The organism is Microbulbifer maximicatervae (SeqCode) (assembly GCF_052467955.1).
In genome coordinates, this window is record NZ_CP174329.1 from 2546130 (window position 1) to 2564298 (window position 18169).

An 18169-nucleotide genomic window follows, 5' to 3' on the forward strand; every position below is an offset into this window, starting at 1 on the left:
TCTTACCGGCTTTTTTCCTCAGAAATTTAATTTTATGACTGATATTTAACTATCAGTTTCCAAATTGCGTTTCTATCTCCCTGAATACCACCTTCATTTAATTTTCCTTTATGACCTGGAACTGCGGTAGCTGAAATACTGCTCCAGTTCAATGTTATGAAATTATTTCCCGGCATACTTCCAATTTAGCAACTGATTTTCAAGTAATTCAAATAACAGAAAATTTTGACCAAATTTGAAAGACAGAGAAATGAATTGAAAGTTAGTTTTCGGATTTTAATAAGTATAAAAGGTAATGTTCAGTGTGCAGCTCAATAAACAAACATAACGCCCAGTCCTTAGATTTTGAATCGGGAGAAATGGGAGCTGTATCATCAGGAGATACAGTTTGCGATTTGATCGAAAGACAAAAGCTAAAGAATCCTGATCAGGTCGTTATTATCGATGGCAACACAGAAATAAATTTCACTCGCCTGATGAAACGGGTCGATGGGATTGCCGCTGAGTTGGTAAATCGAGGAGTTGAGCCTGGTTCCTTGGTTGGAGTCTGTATGAGTCGATCCTGGGAGCTGGTCGCGGCTCTACTTGGCGTAATGCGTGCAGGTTGTGCTTATGTCCCATTGGACCCAACTTATCCGCTAGAGCGGGTACGATATATGCTCGATCACTCCAGAGCTGCCGCAGCAATTGTCGACTGTGACGATAACGCAAACTTGTGCCTTGGCGTGAAAGAACTGTTATGGATCGATGAGTTGCGAGAGCAGGCACCGGAGTTTCTACCGGAACATACCAGGCCGAAAACGAGTGATTTAGCCTATGTAATCTATACATCCGGCTCTACTGGAAGCCCGAAAGGGGTTGCTATCGAACACCGAAGCCTTATCGCTCTCAGTAAGTCCATGAGTGAGCTGTTGAGCGATGGAGAGCTAGAAGGCGTTTTGGCTTCGACCTCAGTTTGCTTTGACCCCTCGGTGATGGAAATTATCGGGACTCTTTCTCTGGGCGGCCGAGTTATATTGTCGAAGAATATTTTGGAGCTGCCAAAACTTCCCTTTCGAGAACAGGTGCGAACTTGTATCACCGTTCCATCAGCGGTTCAGGCTTTACTTTCGATAGACAAATTGCCTCAGGGAGTGCGTTGCCTGATTTTTGGGGGTGAAGTACTTAAGCAATCCCTGGTTGAGCAAATATATGCGGGGGCTGAACAACTGCGGATAGTTAATGTTTATGGACCCACAGAGGACACGGTTTACTCAACTTATACAGAGGTTAGCCCCGATAGCGACCAAATTACGATTGGAAGGGCGGTTTCAAGTTCCCGCGCATATATTTTGGATGAGAGATTACAGCCAGTTGCTCCCGGCGGGGAGGGGGATTTGTATTTGTCTGGTGACAAGCTTGCTCGGGGATATTTGAATGATGAGCATCTGACCGAGGAGCGCTTTATACAGCCTGTCTCCAACCCCCGAATTTCCGATCAGCGCTTGTATAAAACGGGAGACCTGTGCCGATGGACAGCAAATGGAGAAATAGAATACTTGGGACGCGCCGATTGCCAGGTGAAGATTAGGGGCTATCGTATTGAACTTGAAGAAATAGAATCGGCAATTGAATCTATACCGGGCGTTGATGCTGCCGCTACTACCGTTATAGATGGCGGGGCGGGGCAAAAGATTCTAGTGGCTTATATTGTTGCTAGCGAAAAGACAATCACCGAAGTAGCAGTAAAAGAGTTTCTTGAACAGCGCCTTCCTAAATATATGGTCCCCCAGCTTGTCAAGCACCTGCAAGAGTTACCCTTGCTACCCAACAATAAGCTGGATCGCAAACGATTAGCACTCCTTGAAGCGGAGCTTGTCGTCCCAACTGAAAGCAGTTTGGCTGCAAACGATGATATTAATCGAAGCCGTGGAATGGGTGAGCACTTCGCAGGTTTATCAGTAGACAGCGAGGCAATTTTTACTTCGATTATCCGCAGTGAGATGGCTTCCATCATGAACCACCCAGATCCGGAGGTTGTGCTTCCAGAGATAGCCTTCGACAAGCAGGGCCTGGATTCGCTGACAACATTAGAATTGGCCAGCCGGTTGAGTCATTGCATTGGACACCCCCTATCTGCGCAAACAATCTTCGATTATCCCACGCCGAAGCTATTGGCTGGCTATATGCTTGATTTGACGGAAGGTAAGATCAGTAGTGAGTCAGCTAATGAGGTTGCCAAATCTGAAATTGATGCGCTGGCTAACTTCCAGTCCCAGCTCCAGTTGAGCCATCCAACTTTTCAGGCCGCAAAGGCGTCATCCTGGTCTGCTTCTGACAAAAGTAAGTTGGTGCAGGCGGTGATAGCCATGGCAAACAATCAGAAGAGGAATCCTTACAGTAAGGTTTTACGGACAGGTAGTGGGACGCACGGCACTGTTACAGATGTTTATAACGATGATACCCAGGATGCAATTATTTGGACGACCAATCTCTACCTTGGCCTGAATAGAGATAAAGAAGTTATCGAACAAGCATCATCTGCTGTAAAGCTTTTCGGAACAGGAATGGGCACTTCAGCGGCGGCATCGGGCCTGACGGACCTTCACCTCCAGTTTGAAACGGAGTTTGCTGATTTGGTAGGCAAGTCTGGAGCCTGCTTGTTTCCAACGGGTTATACGGCCAATGTCGGGGTGGTGGCAGGAATATTAGGTAAAGATGATGTTGTGGTTATAGACCAACTTTGCCATGCCTCAATTGTTGACGGTGCCCGTCTCAGTGGTGCCAAAATTAGAACTTTCCAACACAATAATGCCTCTGATCTGGAGTCGGTGCTGGAATCTGAAGTGTCTCCCTACCGAACAACGCTAGTGGTTCTCGAGGGCGTTTACAGTATGGGGGAAGGTGCTGCGCCGGTGGCTGAAATCGTGCATGCAGCAAAGAAATACAACGCCTTGACCTTAGTTGATGAGGCGCACTCATTCGGTTTTTATGGTGAGCGTGGTGCCGGTATCTGTGCGGCTCAAGGTATTACTGATCAAGTTGATTTTATTATGACAACACTCAGTAAGTCGCTCGGTAGCCTTGGGGGTGTAGTTGCTGCGAGTAAGGAGTACGTTGACTTACTGAGGTCCTCAGCCAGGGCATATATCTTTCAGGCTTCTATCAGTCCTGCAGATATTGCAGCCGCATTGACTTCTTTGCGTCGGATTAAATCTGACGATGGACTGCGTGGTCAATTGTGGGATACGACCCGCTATATGCGCCGGAAATTCGAGCAGGCCGGATACGATTTGGGAACAGGTGATGGGCCTATTATCACACCCCATTTTAAAGATAAAGATAAACTATATGGGATAGTCCAAGCGCTTTATCAGCGCGGTATTCAAACCTCGGCTGTCACTTACCCGATAGTTGAGAGCGGCCGCGGCCGCCTGAGGTTGATCTGCTCGGCAGCTCACACGAGGGAGGATGTTGATAGGACCGTGGAAGCTCTTATTGAGGCTGAAAAAGAGGTTGATGCTCAATCCCAGGAAACAAAAGAGGAGGCTATGGATTTGGGGCAAGCCCTCGCTGAAATTGGTGAGTGGGCAAATACCTTTTCTAACTTCCTGCAGGAATATATCAATCGACTATCCAGCCCTGTGCCCAACTTGTGCTTGTCCGTGAGTGTTACTGAACAGTTTGAGCCGGTGAAGATTTTAATTGATGATGGCAAAGTAACCTTGAGCGATCTCTCGGTCAACGACGTTCCTTTTTGCTCAGTAACGCTAAGAAACCAGAGGTCTGTCACGGCCTTGCGGCTTCACGATGTTCAGTCGCTACTTGATGATATTTGCACTGGTAGCTGCACCTTAAGTGGTCAGGTTGAGCCATTTATATGGTGGATCGCCCGTATTCTAGATTTAAGTGTGGAGATAAATAACCCTGTAGACTGTGGATTAGCTAGAGAGCAGGCAATTCATTAACTAATGAGGGGCAGGGTTTAAAGTTATGGGCCTTTCAGCTTACCCTGATGGGCCCACGTCTGGTGTCACTGGCAGAGTAGGTCGGTTACTTATTTGCCTGATTTTTCACTATGCTACGCCAGGGAGTTTGCGCCAGCTCCAGCGGATTAAAACAAATACTAATATCGATGCAGCTGCTGTAATGTAAAACGGTAAGCGGATATCAACTTCCATTGCCATGCCCCCCGCGAGCGAAATCAAGCTTGCTACCAGCGTGAAGCCCGCAGTAGCTATTCCCATCACCCAACCCTGTTCCGTTTCATCGACACTATTGGCAAATATATTCAAGAGGGTGGGGTAAGCGAGCCCAAAGCAAAGGTACGCGAAGAACACACTGAGATAACATAGCCAAATATGGCTGCTGAATACGAAGACTAACGCACTCGCTCCCATCACTAAGGCGGAAACTGTAACTACCAGGGGTTTAGTCCAGCGGGACAAAACAGGCTTGACCATAAAGAGGCTGGAAATTGCCACCGCAATACCCATAGTCAGCATGGCCATACTGGTTATTAGCAGGCCAGCTTGGAATCTACTGCTTAAATAGTTTGTGATAAATATATAAAAGCTGAGATGCACCAGCATGAAACAGAGGTAGGCAGGGCAAAGTCGGACAACCCGAGGGCGGTCCTTTAGATGTATAAACTGAGTAAATAGATCCAGAAAGCGAAGCCTAAGCTTCATCGGGGCTTGCCGGGTATCGTGATAAAAGGTCAGGATCAAAAACAAAGTAATAGCGACAAGTACCAGAGCAAAGTAAAAGGGCAGTTGGATACTGGCTATGCTCCCCAATAGCTCCCTGTCTGCCAGGACTCCTGCCATAATCGGCCCAGCTACAGCCCCAGCACTCATTCCGGCTACCAATAACCCTAGGTTCTTGGAGGCTTCCAGCTCACTTTGGCTGGCATCAATCATTGCTGCTTGAGCAATAGGTTGGTTTCCCGCAGTAAAGCCGCTGATCACTCGTCCTAGAATAAGAAGCCAAAGGCTATTGCTTAGCAAAGAGAGAACAGTGATCGCGTATCCGGCCATAGCCCCCACCAGACACAGCACCATGGCAGTTTTGCGTCCGATACTGTCAGACAGTTTGGCGATATATACGGACCCAATAAACCACGCCAGAAAGAAGCTGCCGATCACAACTCCATAGTACAAGTGCCGAGTTGATTGTGGCGTATCAGTAGGTAGGAACTGGAATTTTGTCGACATAACCAATTCATTGATGATCGGGAACAGCAATCCCTGACCCATCAGATCTACAAAAACTACTGCCAAAAGGGCTAAACGGCACATGACAGACATAACCACTTCCTCCCCCCAGCTTCAGCTTTGCTGCTTAAAGCAAGATAGCAGGTGGTGAATAGTTGACGGAGCCTGTCATTGAGCAGCGTAAGCCAGGTAAGAGCGATAGAGCTATTTGAGACTAAGCGCACGGTTAGTTGCCCGGGAATAAAGGCGGTTAAGACAGTTGAGGCTTGCTCTATATATCAGAATTCAAGAGAAGCTTCTCCTATTTCTGGAAATGACGATCTATCTCTTTGATTTTTATAGGGTTGATAATGTTATTAAGAGCAGAAAAAGCAGGTAGATATATAGCGCCTGCTTTATATCTACCTGTTGAGAATTATGTCAAAGCTCTTAACTTTTTGATATTATTGGGTTTTTGAGGTTATCTTGAAAGAAGTGAGTAGAATTATATAGAAGGGTGATATAAAGACGCTTCTTTTGAATTAACTGTTATTGTGGCGGTCACTTTTTAGATGGTTTGTAGTTGCTGCAAGTAACAATCTCTACCTGAACACGCTTCGCCAGAGAGTTCTTCTTCAAACTGGTACCGCAGTTTCGTTCAAGTGCCTTCATTTAAAGCCAACAAGTTCTGCAAGCCAGCTGCACCATTGTGGAGTGCCAATCAGCTAGTTAACTGGTGGGGAAAGTATGGTATTTTTCCCTGTAAATTTATCTGGCAGTGGCCAGCCAAAGTTGGCTGGCAGAGAGCAAGTAGGTCGTTCAGAGCGCGCCAGCTATAACCAGGCCAGGCAAGATCGCCCAGCCGGTGGCTGGGCTGGACAGCCTACGCTTTGCTTCGGCTGCCCTTGCTGGCAACGTTAGTTGCTCAGGGAGATTATGACCATCAGCTTGTCAGACAACGAAAAGTGGCTATTGGTTGAGTTGACTGATTTCGGTAAAACTCTACCAGAGTTAATATCAGAGATTCATTCTGATGCTACGGAAGATAGCCTCATTGAAAAATATGAGCTGGCAATTGGCCTTGTAAATTCATTGGTGTCAAAGGGCCTGATTTCACTCTGTCAGATTGATAGAGCTTCCAAAGAGCCATACTCTGTTGAGTCTGTAAAGACATTAACCAATGATGATTTGGAAAGCTTCATTAATGATCCATGGAACTGGAGTAGCTCATTTTCAAGAGACAATAAATGGCAGTATGAGCTGGCTCCAACTAACCGAGGGGAGGCCGTGCTAGATGAGATTTTCGGAGTCCAAAAAAGCAACTAACGAGGTGCTGCAGCTGACGGCTTACTTTATGCACCTTTTGCGCGGTCGCTACGCTCAAATTTTCGCGCAAAACGCGCATAAAGTAAGCCGCCGATGAGCACGGCGTTATTGTGGCGGTCAATTTTTAGATAGTTTGTAGTTGCTGCAAGTAACAATCTCTACCTGAACACGCTTCGCCAGAGAGTTCTCCTTCAAACTGGTACCTCAGTTTCGTTCAAGAGCCTTCGTTTTAAGCCAACAAGTTCTGCAAGTTAGCTGCCGCATTGTTGAGTGCCAGGCAGATAGTTAATTGGTGGGGAAAGTATGGTACTTTTTCCTGTAAATTTATTGGGCAGTGGCCAGCCAAAGTTGGCTGGCAGAGAGCAAGTAGGTCGTTCAGAGCGCGCCAGCTATAACCAGGCCAGGCAAGATCGCCCAGCCGGAGGCTGGGCTGGACAGCCTACGCTTTGCTTCGGCTGCCCTTGCTGGCAACGTTAAGTTGCTAGAGGGAGATCGGAGCTATGGGAAGGAGGTATAGAAGAAAGCGCAGCAATAGTATCGTTTCTATTGTGGTCGACGTTGTTCATATCGCTTCTCGCCTACCATGGTGGGGTGCCTTACTGACAGGTACCGTGTCCTACATTCTTATTGCTATTGTTTTGGTTGGTTACATCGAAGGGCATATAGCATCTCAAGCAGGCAGTAAATTTCATGTTCTCACTGAAGCTCGGTTTGGCCGGTTAGTTCATGTGTGCAATTGGGTGGGTATAGCTTGTTTTATTGCAGGGCTATTTTTCGCTGTTCGTAACTACTTTGTAAGTTCCTATGCTCGTAGCAACGAAAAAGGTATTATTGCAATCGTTTCAAAGTTAATAGGCCGCAGTCTTGACTAACCACAACTTAACAAGCCGCTCAAACATCGTTCCGGCCGCAGAAAACGCGGCCTCCACTGGACTCGCTACGCGTTGCTTCGCTCGCCGTTTAGCGGGGCGTTAGCACTACAAGGAGATGGCGTGCAAAAATTTATACCGTTCTTTCTTTTAACCTTTTCATTATTTTCTTTTTCATTAAAAGCTGAAAATTATCAATACGAAACAAGTAAGGTAAAACATAAAAATTTAGTTGCTAATTTATATTTACCTAAAATTGAACATAAGTTACCCGTAGTAATTGCTTTTGGTGGCTCTGAAGGTGGATTGAGCACAGGTAATGCTAATGGTGAAATGATCGCCCCTCACGGTGTTGCCGTTCTTGCGCTAGCATACTTTAAAGAAAAAGGGCTTCCTAAAACATTAGACCAAATTCCAATGGAATATTTTGTTGATGCAATTGATTATTTAGAATCACATCCGTCAATAGATTCTTCTAGGATCGGTATAGTCGGTGGTTCTCGTGGCTCTGAAGCTGCTTTTTTACTTGCTGCAATGGACTCTAGAATTAAGTCAATAGCTGTTACTACACCAAGCAAAGTTGCATGGTATGGACTAACAATACCAAAATCTGCTTGGACGTTTAAAGATAAAGATATTCCAGCTTTAGGCTTAGGATTAGATTCAAATGCAAAGTTAATAGACAGGTTTAACGTTGCTTTAGGAAATTTAAATAATGTGAAGAAGTCATTATTTAAGTTTGAGAATATAAACGGTCCTATATTAATGGTTTCAGCAGAAAATGATCAAGTTTGGCCTTCCTATCAAATGTCCAAAGACATAGAGTTGTATTTACAGAATAAAAATTTTAAATACAAAGTAGTACATAATTCTTATAAAACCGGTCATGGTTTCAGTAAAGAAACAGCTCCAGAAATTAAAAAATCTATAATTAATCACTTTGTGAGCACATTGTAGTGTAGTGCTAACAAGTAAATCCAGGTGACGCCTACGGCGCACCTGATTTAGGCGTTAACCCATATGAGCAAAATGGAAGATATAGAAGTTTATGTGAAGGGAAATGAAACAACGCAAGTGGTTTCATTCCTTAATGAAGAGATTGGTGCATTGTCCTACGATTGCGAAATCGATGAGGGACATACTTTATTCACGTGTAATAAGACTGCGGTTCTGATTAATACTGGCATTCAAGATGGTTATATATCAGTTAGTATCAAGGGTGCAGAAAAATGGAGTTCTGACGTTGAATTTGCTAGAAGGCTAGTGGAGGTTCTTGGGGTTACTGTTCGCTGTGACCCAGGTGTCGAGTTTCCTGAAATTTCGCCTTACTCAGATATTTTCGTTGAAATAAATGAGCAAGGGGAGAGTTTTATTGAGTGGGGTTAACAAGGCAAAGCACGCGACAAGCGCGTGTTTGCGACGTTACGTGCTAAGGGAATATCGTGTCATTTGACGATTGGTATAGAAATAAAGATTGGAACGAATCTATCGAAGAGCACTTCTACTCGAAGTTGAAACGAGCAAGAACGCAACGAGATCAGTACTTGGTAATCCAAGCTCTTGCTTTGGCTGACAAGCATCCAGAGATATCTATTCGTTTGGTTGATGAATACTTCGAATCCAGAAAAGACAAATTTGAAGATGTTCGAGCACTATTAGCAAAAGCCAATGCATTTATAGAGCTAAATGATCTCGAAGGATCTATAGCCACCTTTAAAGAGATACTTGAAAGAGAAAGGGAGCTTCCAAACCATCAAACAGGGGTGTACCTTGATTATCCATATTTGGTGGCAACTCAAAAAATAAAAAATGAATACGCTTACGCACTAAGTGTATTACATGAGCATGTTGATAGGCTTACGTTTCCACTTGATCATTATAAGTGGCATGCCTCTAAAGCTCTAATCAATAACGATGGTTTAGAAGCACAAAAGGCACTTGAAGCGGCCAAAGTTAAGAGGTCTGGATTTCGTTTTCATCAAGATGTCGGTTTGGTGGGTAAAGAACATGAAAAAACAATCAAACATCTGTGCAAATTCAGCTCGTAACAAGTGGCTGCTAGGGACTGCATTACGCTGCGCTCCATGCAGCCCCAGAGCCAGACGTTATTGTGGCGGTCAATTTTTAGATGGTTTGTAGTTGCTGCAAGTAACAATCTCTACCTGAACACGCTTCGCCAGAAAGTTTTCCTGCAAGCTGGCACCGCAGTTTCGATCAAGTGCCGTCGTTTTAAGTCAACAAGCCCTGCAAGTCAGTTGCACCATTGTGGAGTGCCACTCAGCTAGTTAATTGGTGGGGAAAGTATGGTATTTTCCCTTGTAAATTTATCGGGCAGTGGCCAGCCAACGTTGGCTGGCAGAGAGCGAGTAGGTCGTTCAGAGCGCGCCAGCTATAACCAGGCCAAGCAGGCTCGCCCAGCCCCTGTGGGGCTAGGCTGGACAGCCTACGCGGCGCGCTTCGCACGCAAACGCTCCGGCTGCCCCTGTTGGCAACGTTCAGGCCGTAGAAAAACTCTTAGAAGGTAGCTTTTTTGTTAAAATGGAGGTCTTGATGTCGAGATTATCCATATGCCCAATTTCAAACGTTACGATTACAACCAAGATGCAATGGTCGTCATCAATTTCGAAGAACAACTACAACCTGAAACCTTTGAGTTTACACTTCATCATTTGATTGATGACCATATCGACCTCTCTGTCTTCCATAAAAAATATCAAAATGATAGCGGCGGACGAACAGCTTATGATCCAGCTATCCTCCTGAAAATCATATTGTTTGCTTACTCAAAAGGCATTACCTCAAGCCGTGAAATTCAATGGCAATGTGAGAAAAATATCCTCTTCAAAGCACTGTCATGCGATACCGTTCCGCATTTTACTAGTATTGCAAGTTTTGTAAGCAGTTATCCTGATGCGATTGAGTCGGTGTTTGAGCAAGTGTTACTGGTCTGCGATCAGCAGGGGCTGCTTGGCAACGAACTTTTTGCAATAGATGGGTGCAAGATGCCATCCAATGCCAGCAAAGAACATTCGGGGACTTTTAAAGAGCTAGAACAGAAGCAGGAAAAAATTCGCAAGAAGATCAAACATTGCCTCAAAGAGCATAAGAGGCTTGATGGCAGGAAACCTAAAGAAAAAGAACGAAAGCAAGCAGTAGCTAAAGCGGCTGATACTCTGCAGAAACACTTTGATAAAATTGATCAGTTCTTAAAGAATCACTCTCCCAGAATGGGGCAAGGTAAAAACCCTAAAGAGGTAAAAAGTAATATCACGGACAATGAATCAGCCAAGATGACTACCAGCAAGGGAACCATCCAGGGCTATAACGGTGTTGCCGCAGTTGATAGGAAGCATCAGATAGTCGTTGAAGCACAGGCCTTTGGTGAGGGGCAAGAACATCATACACTGAAGCCTATTCTCGATGGCATCAGTTGCCATTATCAGCATATAGGAATAGATGAAGACATCTTGGCCAAACAGGTCATCATTACTGCTGATACTGGGTTCTCTAACGACGCTAACTACAGCTACCTGCGAGAGAACGGCATCAATGCCTACATACCTGACAATAAATTCCGTTCGCGTGATAAAGCTTTTGCTAAGCAAAAAACCAAGCATGGCAAGCGCAAACAAAAAGGTGGGGCTAATGTCCAGCAGACTATCCCTGCTAGTGAATTTACATTCAACAAGAAAAAGAAAACCTGCATCTGTCCAGCAGAAAAAACCATGCTCTTGTTAAAAGAAGAGCATGTCAGTGAAGGTAAGAAAAAACTAATGTTCGAAGGGCGCCTTACTGACTGCAGGAAATGCAGCCTTAAAAATCAGTGCATGCGAAATCCAGATTCTGCCGACTCTCGAAAAGGACATGGAAGGCAAGTATCCCTAACTTGGACAAACGGACGGACAGCCACTGACTGGATGAAAAAGCGGGTTGATAGTATCGAAGGCAAGACCATTTATGGGCATCGAATGTCTGTTGTTGAGCCTGTGTTTGGGAACATCGGTACCAACAAGCGATTAAATCGCTTCTCGCTACGAGGAAAAAGTAAGGTTCAGGGACAATGGCGGATGTTCTGCTTGGTACATAACATTGAAAAGTTGATGAGATATGGCAGTATTCACTGATTGAGGATGAATTAAGGGCGTCAAGACGCCTAAATTTAATACAATGAAAGAAATTTGGTGGTATAGCTAAATTTAGCCCGAAATTTTAATTAGAGGAGCCTGAGGATTGGCAGCTTTTTCTAAAACTGTTTTTCTACAGCCTCGTTATGTGACAAGTGGATGAGAGTCATAGATTTAAGAAAAAGTATCGAGAAGCGCCTGGCTCAAATTTTGGAGACTCAAAACTCCATTAGGGCTGCACACCCATTAATTGCAGATTTGCTATCTCAGATAATCGATGAGGTTCCCATTTCCTCTGAAATTTCTGTTAGAGTCATTGATATCAATGAAATTAGATATTCTGTGTTCTACCAATGCGGTCCAAATATTTCTGAAACAGCAATTGCAGTATCACAAGCTAACTGGACATTTTATCTATGGCGAGATGAGTGTTGGGTTCTCGATGATGATTACTATGAGCAGGAAGAAATAGCTAAAGTAATTTGTACTTTACCAATATTGTGCGCTGAACCGAAGAATGTTAAGCAATTGGTCGAAGCTATCGAAAGTGGAGTATGGGCATTTAAACCGGAGTATTTCCCGAAATTTGGTGGTGTTCCTCCTGAAGACCTAGAAGAAGTACTGTCCTGGGATTCTGAAAAAGTATTAGTAGGTACTAAGCATTCAAATATGGAAATTCTAAGTAGAGAGTCTTGGCAGGAACTTAGCTCAAGAGAAAACGGTTGGTTCAAAAAAACGGAGTAAGAGCACATAACAAGAAATTGCAGTCGGACCCGACACTCCGCGCTTTTAATTATGCTTTCATTACATTACGGCATAATTAAAAGCACTCCGCATCGGGCCGCTGAATTGGGCGTTATTGGTCACTCGCTCCAGTTTTGCGGGGGTTCAATAAAGGATAGCAGGTAATTATTAGTTTGCTGTATAAAAAAACAGTATTGGCGGGAAAGCCCATAGTCAACGGTTCGACCTTCATGTAAGCTTCGAAGCTTCAGCGACGCTCGCATAACGAAGTTAATGCGGACGGCGCAGCCGCTTCGAAGCAAGGCCGCGAACCTAGTGCTGCTAGTTTCTCTCTCCGAATCGTGGTAGAAAACAAAAGAAAGATATTTGTAGTGAATTTGTACACAGTGCCACGAGCAACAAATAACAACCCGATTATGCGGAAACCTAAAAGTTGTCATTCCCTTTGCTTGCGCAAAGGCACTGCCAACTTTCTTAACGGTTCCGCATATCTATTTTCGTTATGGTCACTAAGATGAGATCACTTTCTATCCTGATGGCTTTATATTGTTTTAGCTCATCGCTCTATGCAGAGGTATTTAACTGTCGTGGTGATAGCTCTAACGAAAGAAAGCTGGGTGACTTCGGGTCCATTGAATATGGTGAGCCAATTACCTTTGAAGCAATGCTCCAGTCTTCCCTAAAGAATTTGTCCAGAGAAGCTGAGCTGCTGTCTAGGGTTAAGCCTCTTCCCAACGAAGAAGAATCATATATTCATGATGCAATTGGCCTTCTCGAAGGCACGAATACGGTATATTCCTGCTTTGCACAGAAGCTTAAGCCCAAAGATATAATTCTAAACTTTAAAGAAAGCGGAGGCTCTGAAACCAGGGAGGGCTTCGTAATAATGCGTTCCAATAAACCAGTGGCCTATTTCTATGACACAGTTGTTAATATCTAGGCCGCCAACCATAACAATGCCAGGCACAATCGCCCCTTTGGGGCTGGACCTCCGCACTGCGTGCTCCGGCCTGTGCTGGCGGCGTTAGGCGGCACGAGAGATTTCAGTGATCAAAGAAACTTTAAATTATCTGATAGATGCTTTTCCCGGATGGGAGGAACAGTTATCGAAATCTACTCCGGGCAAAGATGGGGAGTTTGTTGTGGTATCTCCTAAAAGTGAGGCCAGTTTAATCTTTTCTATTTCTGATAGGATCAACATTAAGTTTGGCCGGGAAAATTTGGAGTTTTTTCATGCTCTAGAGTCAATCGAAACGCTAAAAGATATCGTTTCAGATAATCTAGTGGCTATAGAGTATTACTGCGATAGGCAGCTAGCAGAAAGACTAGGCCAAGATGTGCCGTCAGGTATACCAGATTATCAAGGTGGGGATCTCGTTAACCCAGATACAATCACCAACAAAAACTCTGATTGGTACTTCGCTAATAAACTTAGAGTTGTATCTTGGTCTGGATCTCTAGATAGAGATATAGAGGCTGTTTATGGACAGTAAATCGCCTAACAAGGCGCTGCAACCGACAGCCAAAACTGGCACTCGTTTTTCCAAACCCCGGCAAAACAAGCGCCATTTTTGTCTACGGCTGAGCGCGACGTTATGTGTGATCCATGAAAAAGATCTCTAAGTGGTTTGTAAGGTTTGGTTGGATATTTATTGCATATTCAGGGTTGGCTTTTATGAGCAATTTCTTGCCGGTAGATTTTTGGATAACAATAAGTAATTTCTTTACCGGCGAGGATAGTCACACTTACTATAAAGTTGTAGCTACAGAGGGTGGCCAAAACTATGTATTGGCTACATTAATTTTAGGGGCTGGCTTAGTTGTTTTAGGTAAGGTTATTGCCGCTAAATCAAACACATAACAAGCAGCAGCACGAACGCCCGGCAAAAAAGGCCGGGCTGGACGTCCTACACGCCGCTTCGCTCTGTTTCGGCCGCCCGTGTGCAGGGCGTTATTGTGGCGATCAGTTTATTGATTTTCCGTGGTAGCTGAAGGTTTAGTGCCACTAAATAGCATCCGGTGTTGAGCAATTTTACTGGTTGAAATTCAAGCAGTTTCGTTCTTAGAGTTTTTGCTCAAGTGTGGTAGATGCGGGCAGTCCGCTGCAATTTTGTGGAGTGCCAGTAAGATAGGAATTGGTTGGGGAAAGTGCGGTATTCTTTCCTCGTAAATATTGGGCTGCGGCCAGCCAAACTATGGCAGGCAAAGTGCTAGTAGTCGGTCCCGAGCGCGCAAGCCATAACCAGGCTAGTCAAGCTCGCCCAACCCCTCCGGGGCTGGGCTGGACAGCCTACGCGTTGCTTCGGCTGCCCTTGCTAGCGGCGTTCAGGCCGTAGAAAAACTCTTAGAAGGTAGCTTTTTTGTTAAAATGGAGGTCTTGATGTCGAGATTATCCATATGCCCAATTTCAAACGTTACGATTACAACCAAGATGCAATGGTCGTCATCAATTTCGAAGAACAACTACAACCTGAAACCTTTGAGTTTACACTTCATCATTTGATTGATGACCATATCGACCTCTCTGTCTTCCATAAAAAATATCAAAATGATAGCGGCGGACGAACAGCTTATGATCCAGCTATCCTCCTGAAAATCATATTGTTTGCTTACTCAAAAGGCATTACCTCAAGCCGTGAAATTCAATGGCAATGTGAGAAAAATATCCTCTTCAAAGCACTGTCATGCGATACCGTTCCGCATTTTACTAGTATTGCAAGTTTTGTAAGCAGTTATCCTGATGCGATTGAGTCGGTGTTTGAGCAAGTGTTACTGGTCTGCGATCAGCAGGGGCTGCTTGGCAACGAACTTTTTGCAATAGATGGGTGCAAGATGCCATCCAATGCCAGCAAAGAACATTCGGGGACTTTTAAAGAGCTAGAACAGAAGCAGGAAAAAATTCGCAAGAAGATCAAACATTGCCTCAAAGAGCATAAGAGGCTTGATGGCAGGAAACCTAAAGAAAAAGAACGAAAGCAAGCAGTAGCTAAAGCGGCTGATACTCTGCAGAAACACTTTGATAAAATTGATCAGTTCTTAAAGAATCACTCTCCCAGAATGGGGCAAGGTAAAAACCCTAAAGAGGTAAAAAGTAATATCACGGACAATGAATCAGCCAAGATGACTACCAGCAAGGGAACCATCCAGGGCTATAACGGTGTTGCCGCAGTTGATAGGAAGCATCAGATAGTCGTTGAAGCACAGGCCTTTGGTGAGGGGCAAGAACATCATACACTGAAGCCTATTCTCGATGGCATCAGTTGCCATTATCAGCATATAGGAATAGATGAAGACATCTTGGCCAAACAGGTCATCATTACTGCTGATACTGGGTTCTCTAACGACGCTAACTACAGCTACCTGCGAGAGAACGGCATCAATGCCTACATACCTGACAATAAATTCCGTTCGCGTGATAAAGCTTTTGCTAAGCAAAAAACCAAGCATGGCAAGCGCAAACAAAAAGGTGGGGCTAATGTCCAGCAGACTATCCCTGCTAGTGAATTTACATTCAACAAGAAAAAGAAAACCTGCATCTGTCCAGCAGAAAAAACCATGCTCTTGTTAAAAGAAGAGCATGTCAGTGAAGGTAAGAAAAAACTAATGTTCGAAGGGCGCCTTACTGACTGCAGGAAATGCAGCCTTAAAAATCAGTGCATGCGAAATCCAGATTCTGCCGACTCTCGAAAAGGACATGGAAGGCAAGTATCCCTAACTTGGACAAACGGACGGACAGCCACTGACTGGATGAAAAAGCGGGTTGATAGTATCGAAGGCAAGACCATTTATGGGCATCGAATGTCTGTTGTTGAGCCTGTGTTTGGGAACATCGGTACCAACAAGCGATTAAATCGCTTCTCGCTACGAGGAAAAAGTAAGGTTCAGGGACAATGGCGGATGTTCTGCTTGGTACATAACATTGAAAAGTTGATGAGATATGGCAGTATTCACTGATTGAGGATGAATTAAGGGCGTCAAGACGCCTAAATTTAATACAATGAAAGAAATTTGGTGGTATAGCTAAATTTAGCCCGAAATTTTAATTAGAGGAGCCTGAGGATTGGCAGCTTTTTCTAAAACTGTTTTTCTACAGCCTCGTTATGAGAATCGTAAATGAAGAATGTGGTAATAGCCCTTCTAATGATCTTGCCTAATTTAGCAATGGCATGTAGCTGCAGAGGTTATGAAATTGAAGAAGCTTTTAAAGACTACGAGTTCGTGTTTCGTGGCGTAGTAAAAAGCATAGGAAGTAAGTGGGTTTGGGAAAAAGGTTATTGGCTTCCGAATAGCCTGGATAAAGTGAAGTTCGAAGTAACTAAAAATTACAAATCTAGCGCTTCTGAAAAAGTAACAGCTTTTACTCACCCTCAGTCTTCTGCTTGTGGATTCACTTTTAAAGAAGGGATTGAATATGTTGTGTTCGCATATCCCGGCTCTAAGAAATCAGCTGAGTATGGTATGGCTGTTGAGGGAGGGGCTATGATAACAAGCTGTAGCCCCACAATTCATTACGAAGCACGAGAAGAGTATTACGAGGAAGAAAGGCTGCGTGTCATTAAGTACCTCGAATCAAGAGCTGGCTCATAACAAGGGCCAGCACAATCGCCAAATGCAAAAAACGCATTTGGCTGGACTCGCTACACTGCATTTCGCTCGCCTGTGTGGCCGGCGTTAAATTGCAAAACCATGGATAATTATCGTACATATGAAGAAGTATTAGAGGCCTATAACTCCGGTGAAATACCCAACGGAGAGGCATGTGATCGATTTCTAGAACACATAACGTCAAAGAATATTTCTGAAGTAATTGATTTGATCCCCAGTCAATACATTTTTCAAACGATGTTACGTACAGCGGCATACTGTCCCACCACAAACGAGGGATGGATGCAGAGAAAAATGAGGGCTTTAAATTATTCAGACTACTCAAAAAAACCTAAACCATTAGATGAGAATCATCCGTTTAGAGTTGGGATTGAAGCCCTGCGGGAGTATGTTTCTGGTGGTATGGAGAACTAAATTTAACAAACAAAGGCTACGGATGCTTCGCACCCGCAGCTTTGGGCGTTAGAGCTACCAATAAAACCGAGTGTAATTAATGTTCACACAAATATGGAAAGGTTGGACTACGGGTGTTTCCGTTATCTTTACGCCGCTGTTCTTAATTGCTGCTTTGGTACAACCTGACGCCCCTGGTAATATGCTTTTAGCCGTACCATTAGTTCCGATCATAGCTGCTGGGCAAGGCGTGTTAATTGGAGCGCTGGTTTGTCTTGGTCTCAAAATATTGTCATTTAAAAATTAACATGAGTGCCACAAACTCTAACAAGCAGCAGCACGAAAGCCCGGCAAAAAGCGCCAGGCTGGACGGCCTACACGCCGCTTCGCTCTGTTTCGGCCGCCCGTGTGCTGGGCGTTATGTATAAATAGAGTATGGAAAAATTTCGAGTAAGACCTGGCTATAAATCGAAAGAACTTTTAGTAGAGTTCTGGGGGGAGCATCGAAGTAAAAGCTTTCCCGACATACAAGATATATTAGCCGAGGGTTTGAATGCTAAGCCGGTGAAACATCCAACATTAGATACGGCTACTATCTCTATGGCTACGGATGAATTTATCACGCTATGGGAGTACAAAAATGGCGAGTATGAATTGGATGATGATATCTGGGCTTTCTTTATCTATGCTCCCGAAAACAACACTCAAGTAATAGCTGATATCGAGAGTGTTTTATTGGCTAGTGGCCAGTTTATTAAAGAAAAAGCAGATTTCAGTGAGTACACATAACAAGTTGCTCAAGTACACTCCGGCCGCGAAAGGCGCGGCCTCCGCGGGACAGCCTACACTGCGTTTCGGCTGCCCCTTAGCAAGACGCTAAGTTTTATACACAAGTTTTTTCAGTTTTATTATAAAAATCAATGAGTTACAGTTT

Annotated in this window: 18 protein-coding genes; 17 read left to right on the forward strand and 1 reads right to left on the reverse strand. The window is 44.3% G+C overall.

The genetic code is table 11. The features are described 5' to 3' along the window. The first annotated feature begins 395 nt into the window (after positions 1–395). Positions 396–3947: an amino acid adenylation domain-containing protein gene (locus ACJJI5_RS11005; protein ID WP_445356269.1), complete on the forward strand. Its 3552-nt coding sequence runs from the start codon at positions 396–398 to the stop codon at positions 3945–3947. A gap of 108 nt (positions 3948–4055) precedes the next feature. Here ACJJI5_RS11005 and ACJJI5_RS11010 read toward each other — a convergent pair whose 3' ends face one another. Further along, positions 4056–5288 (reverse strand): MFS transporter, encoded by a 1233-nt coding sequence (locus tag ACJJI5_RS11010; RefSeq protein ID WP_445356270.1) that lies wholly within the window; start codon positions 5286–5288, stop codon positions 4056–4058. Positions 5289–6110: 822 nt separating this feature from the next. Here ACJJI5_RS11010 and ACJJI5_RS11015 point away from each other — a divergent pair. The 16 genes from ACJJI5_RS11015 (at position 6111) to ACJJI5_RS11090 (ending at position 18024) form a co-directional block, all read left to right on the forward strand. Next, complete coding sequence (locus ACJJI5_RS11015) at positions 6111–6500, forward strand: hypothetical protein (RefSeq protein WP_445356271.1); 390 nt, start codon at positions 6111–6113, stop codon at positions 6498–6500. Positions 6501–7000: 500 nt separating this feature from the next. Then, a complete protein-coding gene (locus ACJJI5_RS11020; protein ID WP_445356272.1) occupies positions 7001–7372 on the forward strand; it encodes a hypothetical protein in 372 nt (123 codons plus the stop codon). A 120-nt stretch (positions 7373–7492) separates the two neighbouring features. Next, the gene (locus tag ACJJI5_RS11025) at positions 7493–8326 is read left to right on the forward strand and encodes an alpha/beta hydrolase family protein (protein ID WP_282933238.1); all 834 of its coding nucleotides are present in this window, start codon (positions 7493–7495) and stop codon (positions 8324–8326) included. 63 nt (positions 8327–8389) lie between these two features. After that, positions 8390–8755, forward strand: coding sequence for a hypothetical protein (locus ACJJI5_RS11030; RefSeq protein WP_445356273.1), 366 nt, complete (start codon positions 8390–8392; stop codon positions 8753–8755). Between the two features lie 56 nt (positions 8756–8811). Continuing rightward, positions 8812–9417: a tetratricopeptide repeat protein gene (locus ACJJI5_RS11035; RefSeq protein ID WP_445356274.1), complete on the forward strand. Its 606-nt coding sequence runs from the start codon at positions 8812–8814 to the stop codon at positions 9415–9417. A 255-nt stretch (positions 9418–9672) separates the two neighbouring features. Beyond that, positions 9673–9894, forward strand: coding sequence for a hypothetical protein (locus ACJJI5_RS11040; RefSeq protein ID WP_445356275.1), 222 nt, complete (start codon positions 9673–9675; stop codon positions 9892–9894). A gap of 42 nt (positions 9895–9936) precedes the next feature. Next, positions 9937–11493 (forward strand): transposase, encoded by a 1557-nt coding sequence (locus ACJJI5_RS11045; RefSeq protein ID WP_445354760.1) that lies wholly within the window; start codon positions 9937–9939, stop codon positions 11491–11493. 159 nt (positions 11494–11652) lie between these two features. After that, positions 11653–12237: a hypothetical protein gene (locus tag ACJJI5_RS11050; protein ID WP_445356276.1), complete on the forward strand. Its 585-nt coding sequence runs from the start codon at positions 11653–11655 to the stop codon at positions 12235–12237. Between the two features lie 514 nt (positions 12238–12751). Further along, entirely contained in the window at positions 12752–13177 is a 426-nt protein-coding gene (locus tag ACJJI5_RS11055) for a hypothetical protein (protein WP_445356277.1), read from the forward strand. A gap of 106 nt (positions 13178–13283) precedes the next feature. Beyond that, positions 13284–13730 carry a hypothetical protein gene (locus ACJJI5_RS11060; protein ID WP_445356278.1) on the forward strand — a complete coding sequence of 149 codons (447 nt, stop codon included), beginning with the start codon at positions 13284–13286 and terminating at the stop codon, positions 13728–13730. Between the two features lie 113 nt (positions 13731–13843). After that, on the forward strand, positions 13844–14098 hold the full coding sequence (locus tag ACJJI5_RS11065; RefSeq protein WP_444907568.1) for a hypothetical protein: 255 nt from the start codon (positions 13844–13846) through the stop codon (positions 14096–14098). A gap of 536 nt (positions 14099–14634) precedes the next feature. Next, positions 14635–16191 carry a transposase gene (locus ACJJI5_RS11070; RefSeq protein WP_445354760.1) on the forward strand — a complete coding sequence of 519 codons (1557 nt, stop codon included), beginning with the start codon at positions 14635–14637 and terminating at the stop codon, positions 16189–16191. 159 nt (positions 16192–16350) lie between these two features. After that, complete coding sequence (locus ACJJI5_RS11075; RefSeq protein ID WP_445356279.1) at positions 16351–16824, forward strand: netrin-like domain-containing protein; 474 nt, start codon at positions 16351–16353, stop codon at positions 16822–16824. Between the two features lie 99 nt (positions 16825–16923). Next, positions 16924–17256 carry a hypothetical protein gene (locus ACJJI5_RS11080; RefSeq protein ID WP_444914641.1) on the forward strand — a complete coding sequence of 111 codons (333 nt, stop codon included), beginning with the start codon at positions 16924–16926 and terminating at the stop codon, positions 17254–17256. Positions 17257–17335: 79 nt separating this feature from the next. Further along, on the forward strand, positions 17336–17542 hold the full coding sequence (locus tag ACJJI5_RS11085; RefSeq protein ID WP_444914640.1) for a hypothetical protein: 207 nt from the start codon (positions 17336–17338) through the stop codon (positions 17540–17542). A gap of 128 nt (positions 17543–17670) precedes the next feature. Then, on the forward strand, positions 17671–18024 hold the full coding sequence (locus tag ACJJI5_RS11090) for a hypothetical protein (RefSeq protein ID WP_445356280.1): 354 nt from the start codon (positions 17671–17673) through the stop codon (positions 18022–18024). Positions 18025–18169: the final 145 nt, after the last annotated feature.

Bases quoted from the DNA above. Each gene is read 5' to 3' on its own strand.
- ACJJI5_RS11040 (WP_445356275.1), top strand. From the start codon at position 9,673: ATGGTATTTTCCCTTGTAAATTTATCGGGCAGTGGCCAGCCAACGTTG.
- ACJJI5_RS11010 (WP_445356270.1), bottom strand. From the start codon at position 5,288: ATGTCTGTCATGTGCCGTTTAGCCCTTTTGGCAGTAGTTTTTGTAGAT.
- ACJJI5_RS11055 (WP_445356277.1), top strand. From the start codon at position 12,752: ATGAGATCACTTTCTATCCTGATGGCTTTATATTGTTTTAGCTCATCG.
- ACJJI5_RS11085 (WP_444914640.1), top strand. From the start codon at position 17,336: ATGTTCACACAAATATGGAAAGGTTGGACTACGGGTGTTTCCGTTATC.
- ACJJI5_RS11080 (WP_444914641.1), top strand. From the start codon at position 16,924: ATGGATAATTATCGTACATATGAAGAAGTATTAGAGGCCTATAACTCC.
- ACJJI5_RS11030 (WP_445356273.1), top strand. From the start codon at position 8,390: ATGAGCAAAATGGAAGATATAGAAGTTTATGTGAAGGGAAATGAAACA.
- ACJJI5_RS11050 (WP_445356276.1), top strand. From the start codon at position 11,653: ATGAGAGTCATAGATTTAAGAAAAAGTATCGAGAAGCGCCTGGCTCAA.
- ACJJI5_RS11070 (WP_445354760.1), top strand. From the start codon at position 14,635: ATGCCCAATTTCAAACGTTACGATTACAACCAAGATGCAATGGTCGTC.
- ACJJI5_RS11090 (WP_445356280.1), top strand. From the start codon at position 17,671: ATGGAAAAATTTCGAGTAAGACCTGGCTATAAATCGAAAGAACTTTTA.
- ACJJI5_RS11045 (WP_445354760.1), top strand. From the start codon at position 9,937: ATGCCCAATTTCAAACGTTACGATTACAACCAAGATGCAATGGTCGTC.
- ACJJI5_RS11075 (WP_445356279.1), top strand. From the start codon at position 16,351: ATGAAGAATGTGGTAATAGCCCTTCTAATGATCTTGCCTAATTTAGCA.
- ACJJI5_RS11015 (WP_445356271.1), top strand. From the start codon at position 6,111: ATGACCATCAGCTTGTCAGACAACGAAAAGTGGCTATTGGTTGAGTTG.
- ACJJI5_RS11020 (WP_445356272.1), top strand. From the start codon at position 7,001: ATGGGAAGGAGGTATAGAAGAAAGCGCAGCAATAGTATCGTTTCTATT.
- ACJJI5_RS11065 (WP_444907568.1), top strand. From the start codon at position 13,844: ATGAAAAAGATCTCTAAGTGGTTTGTAAGGTTTGGTTGGATATTTATT.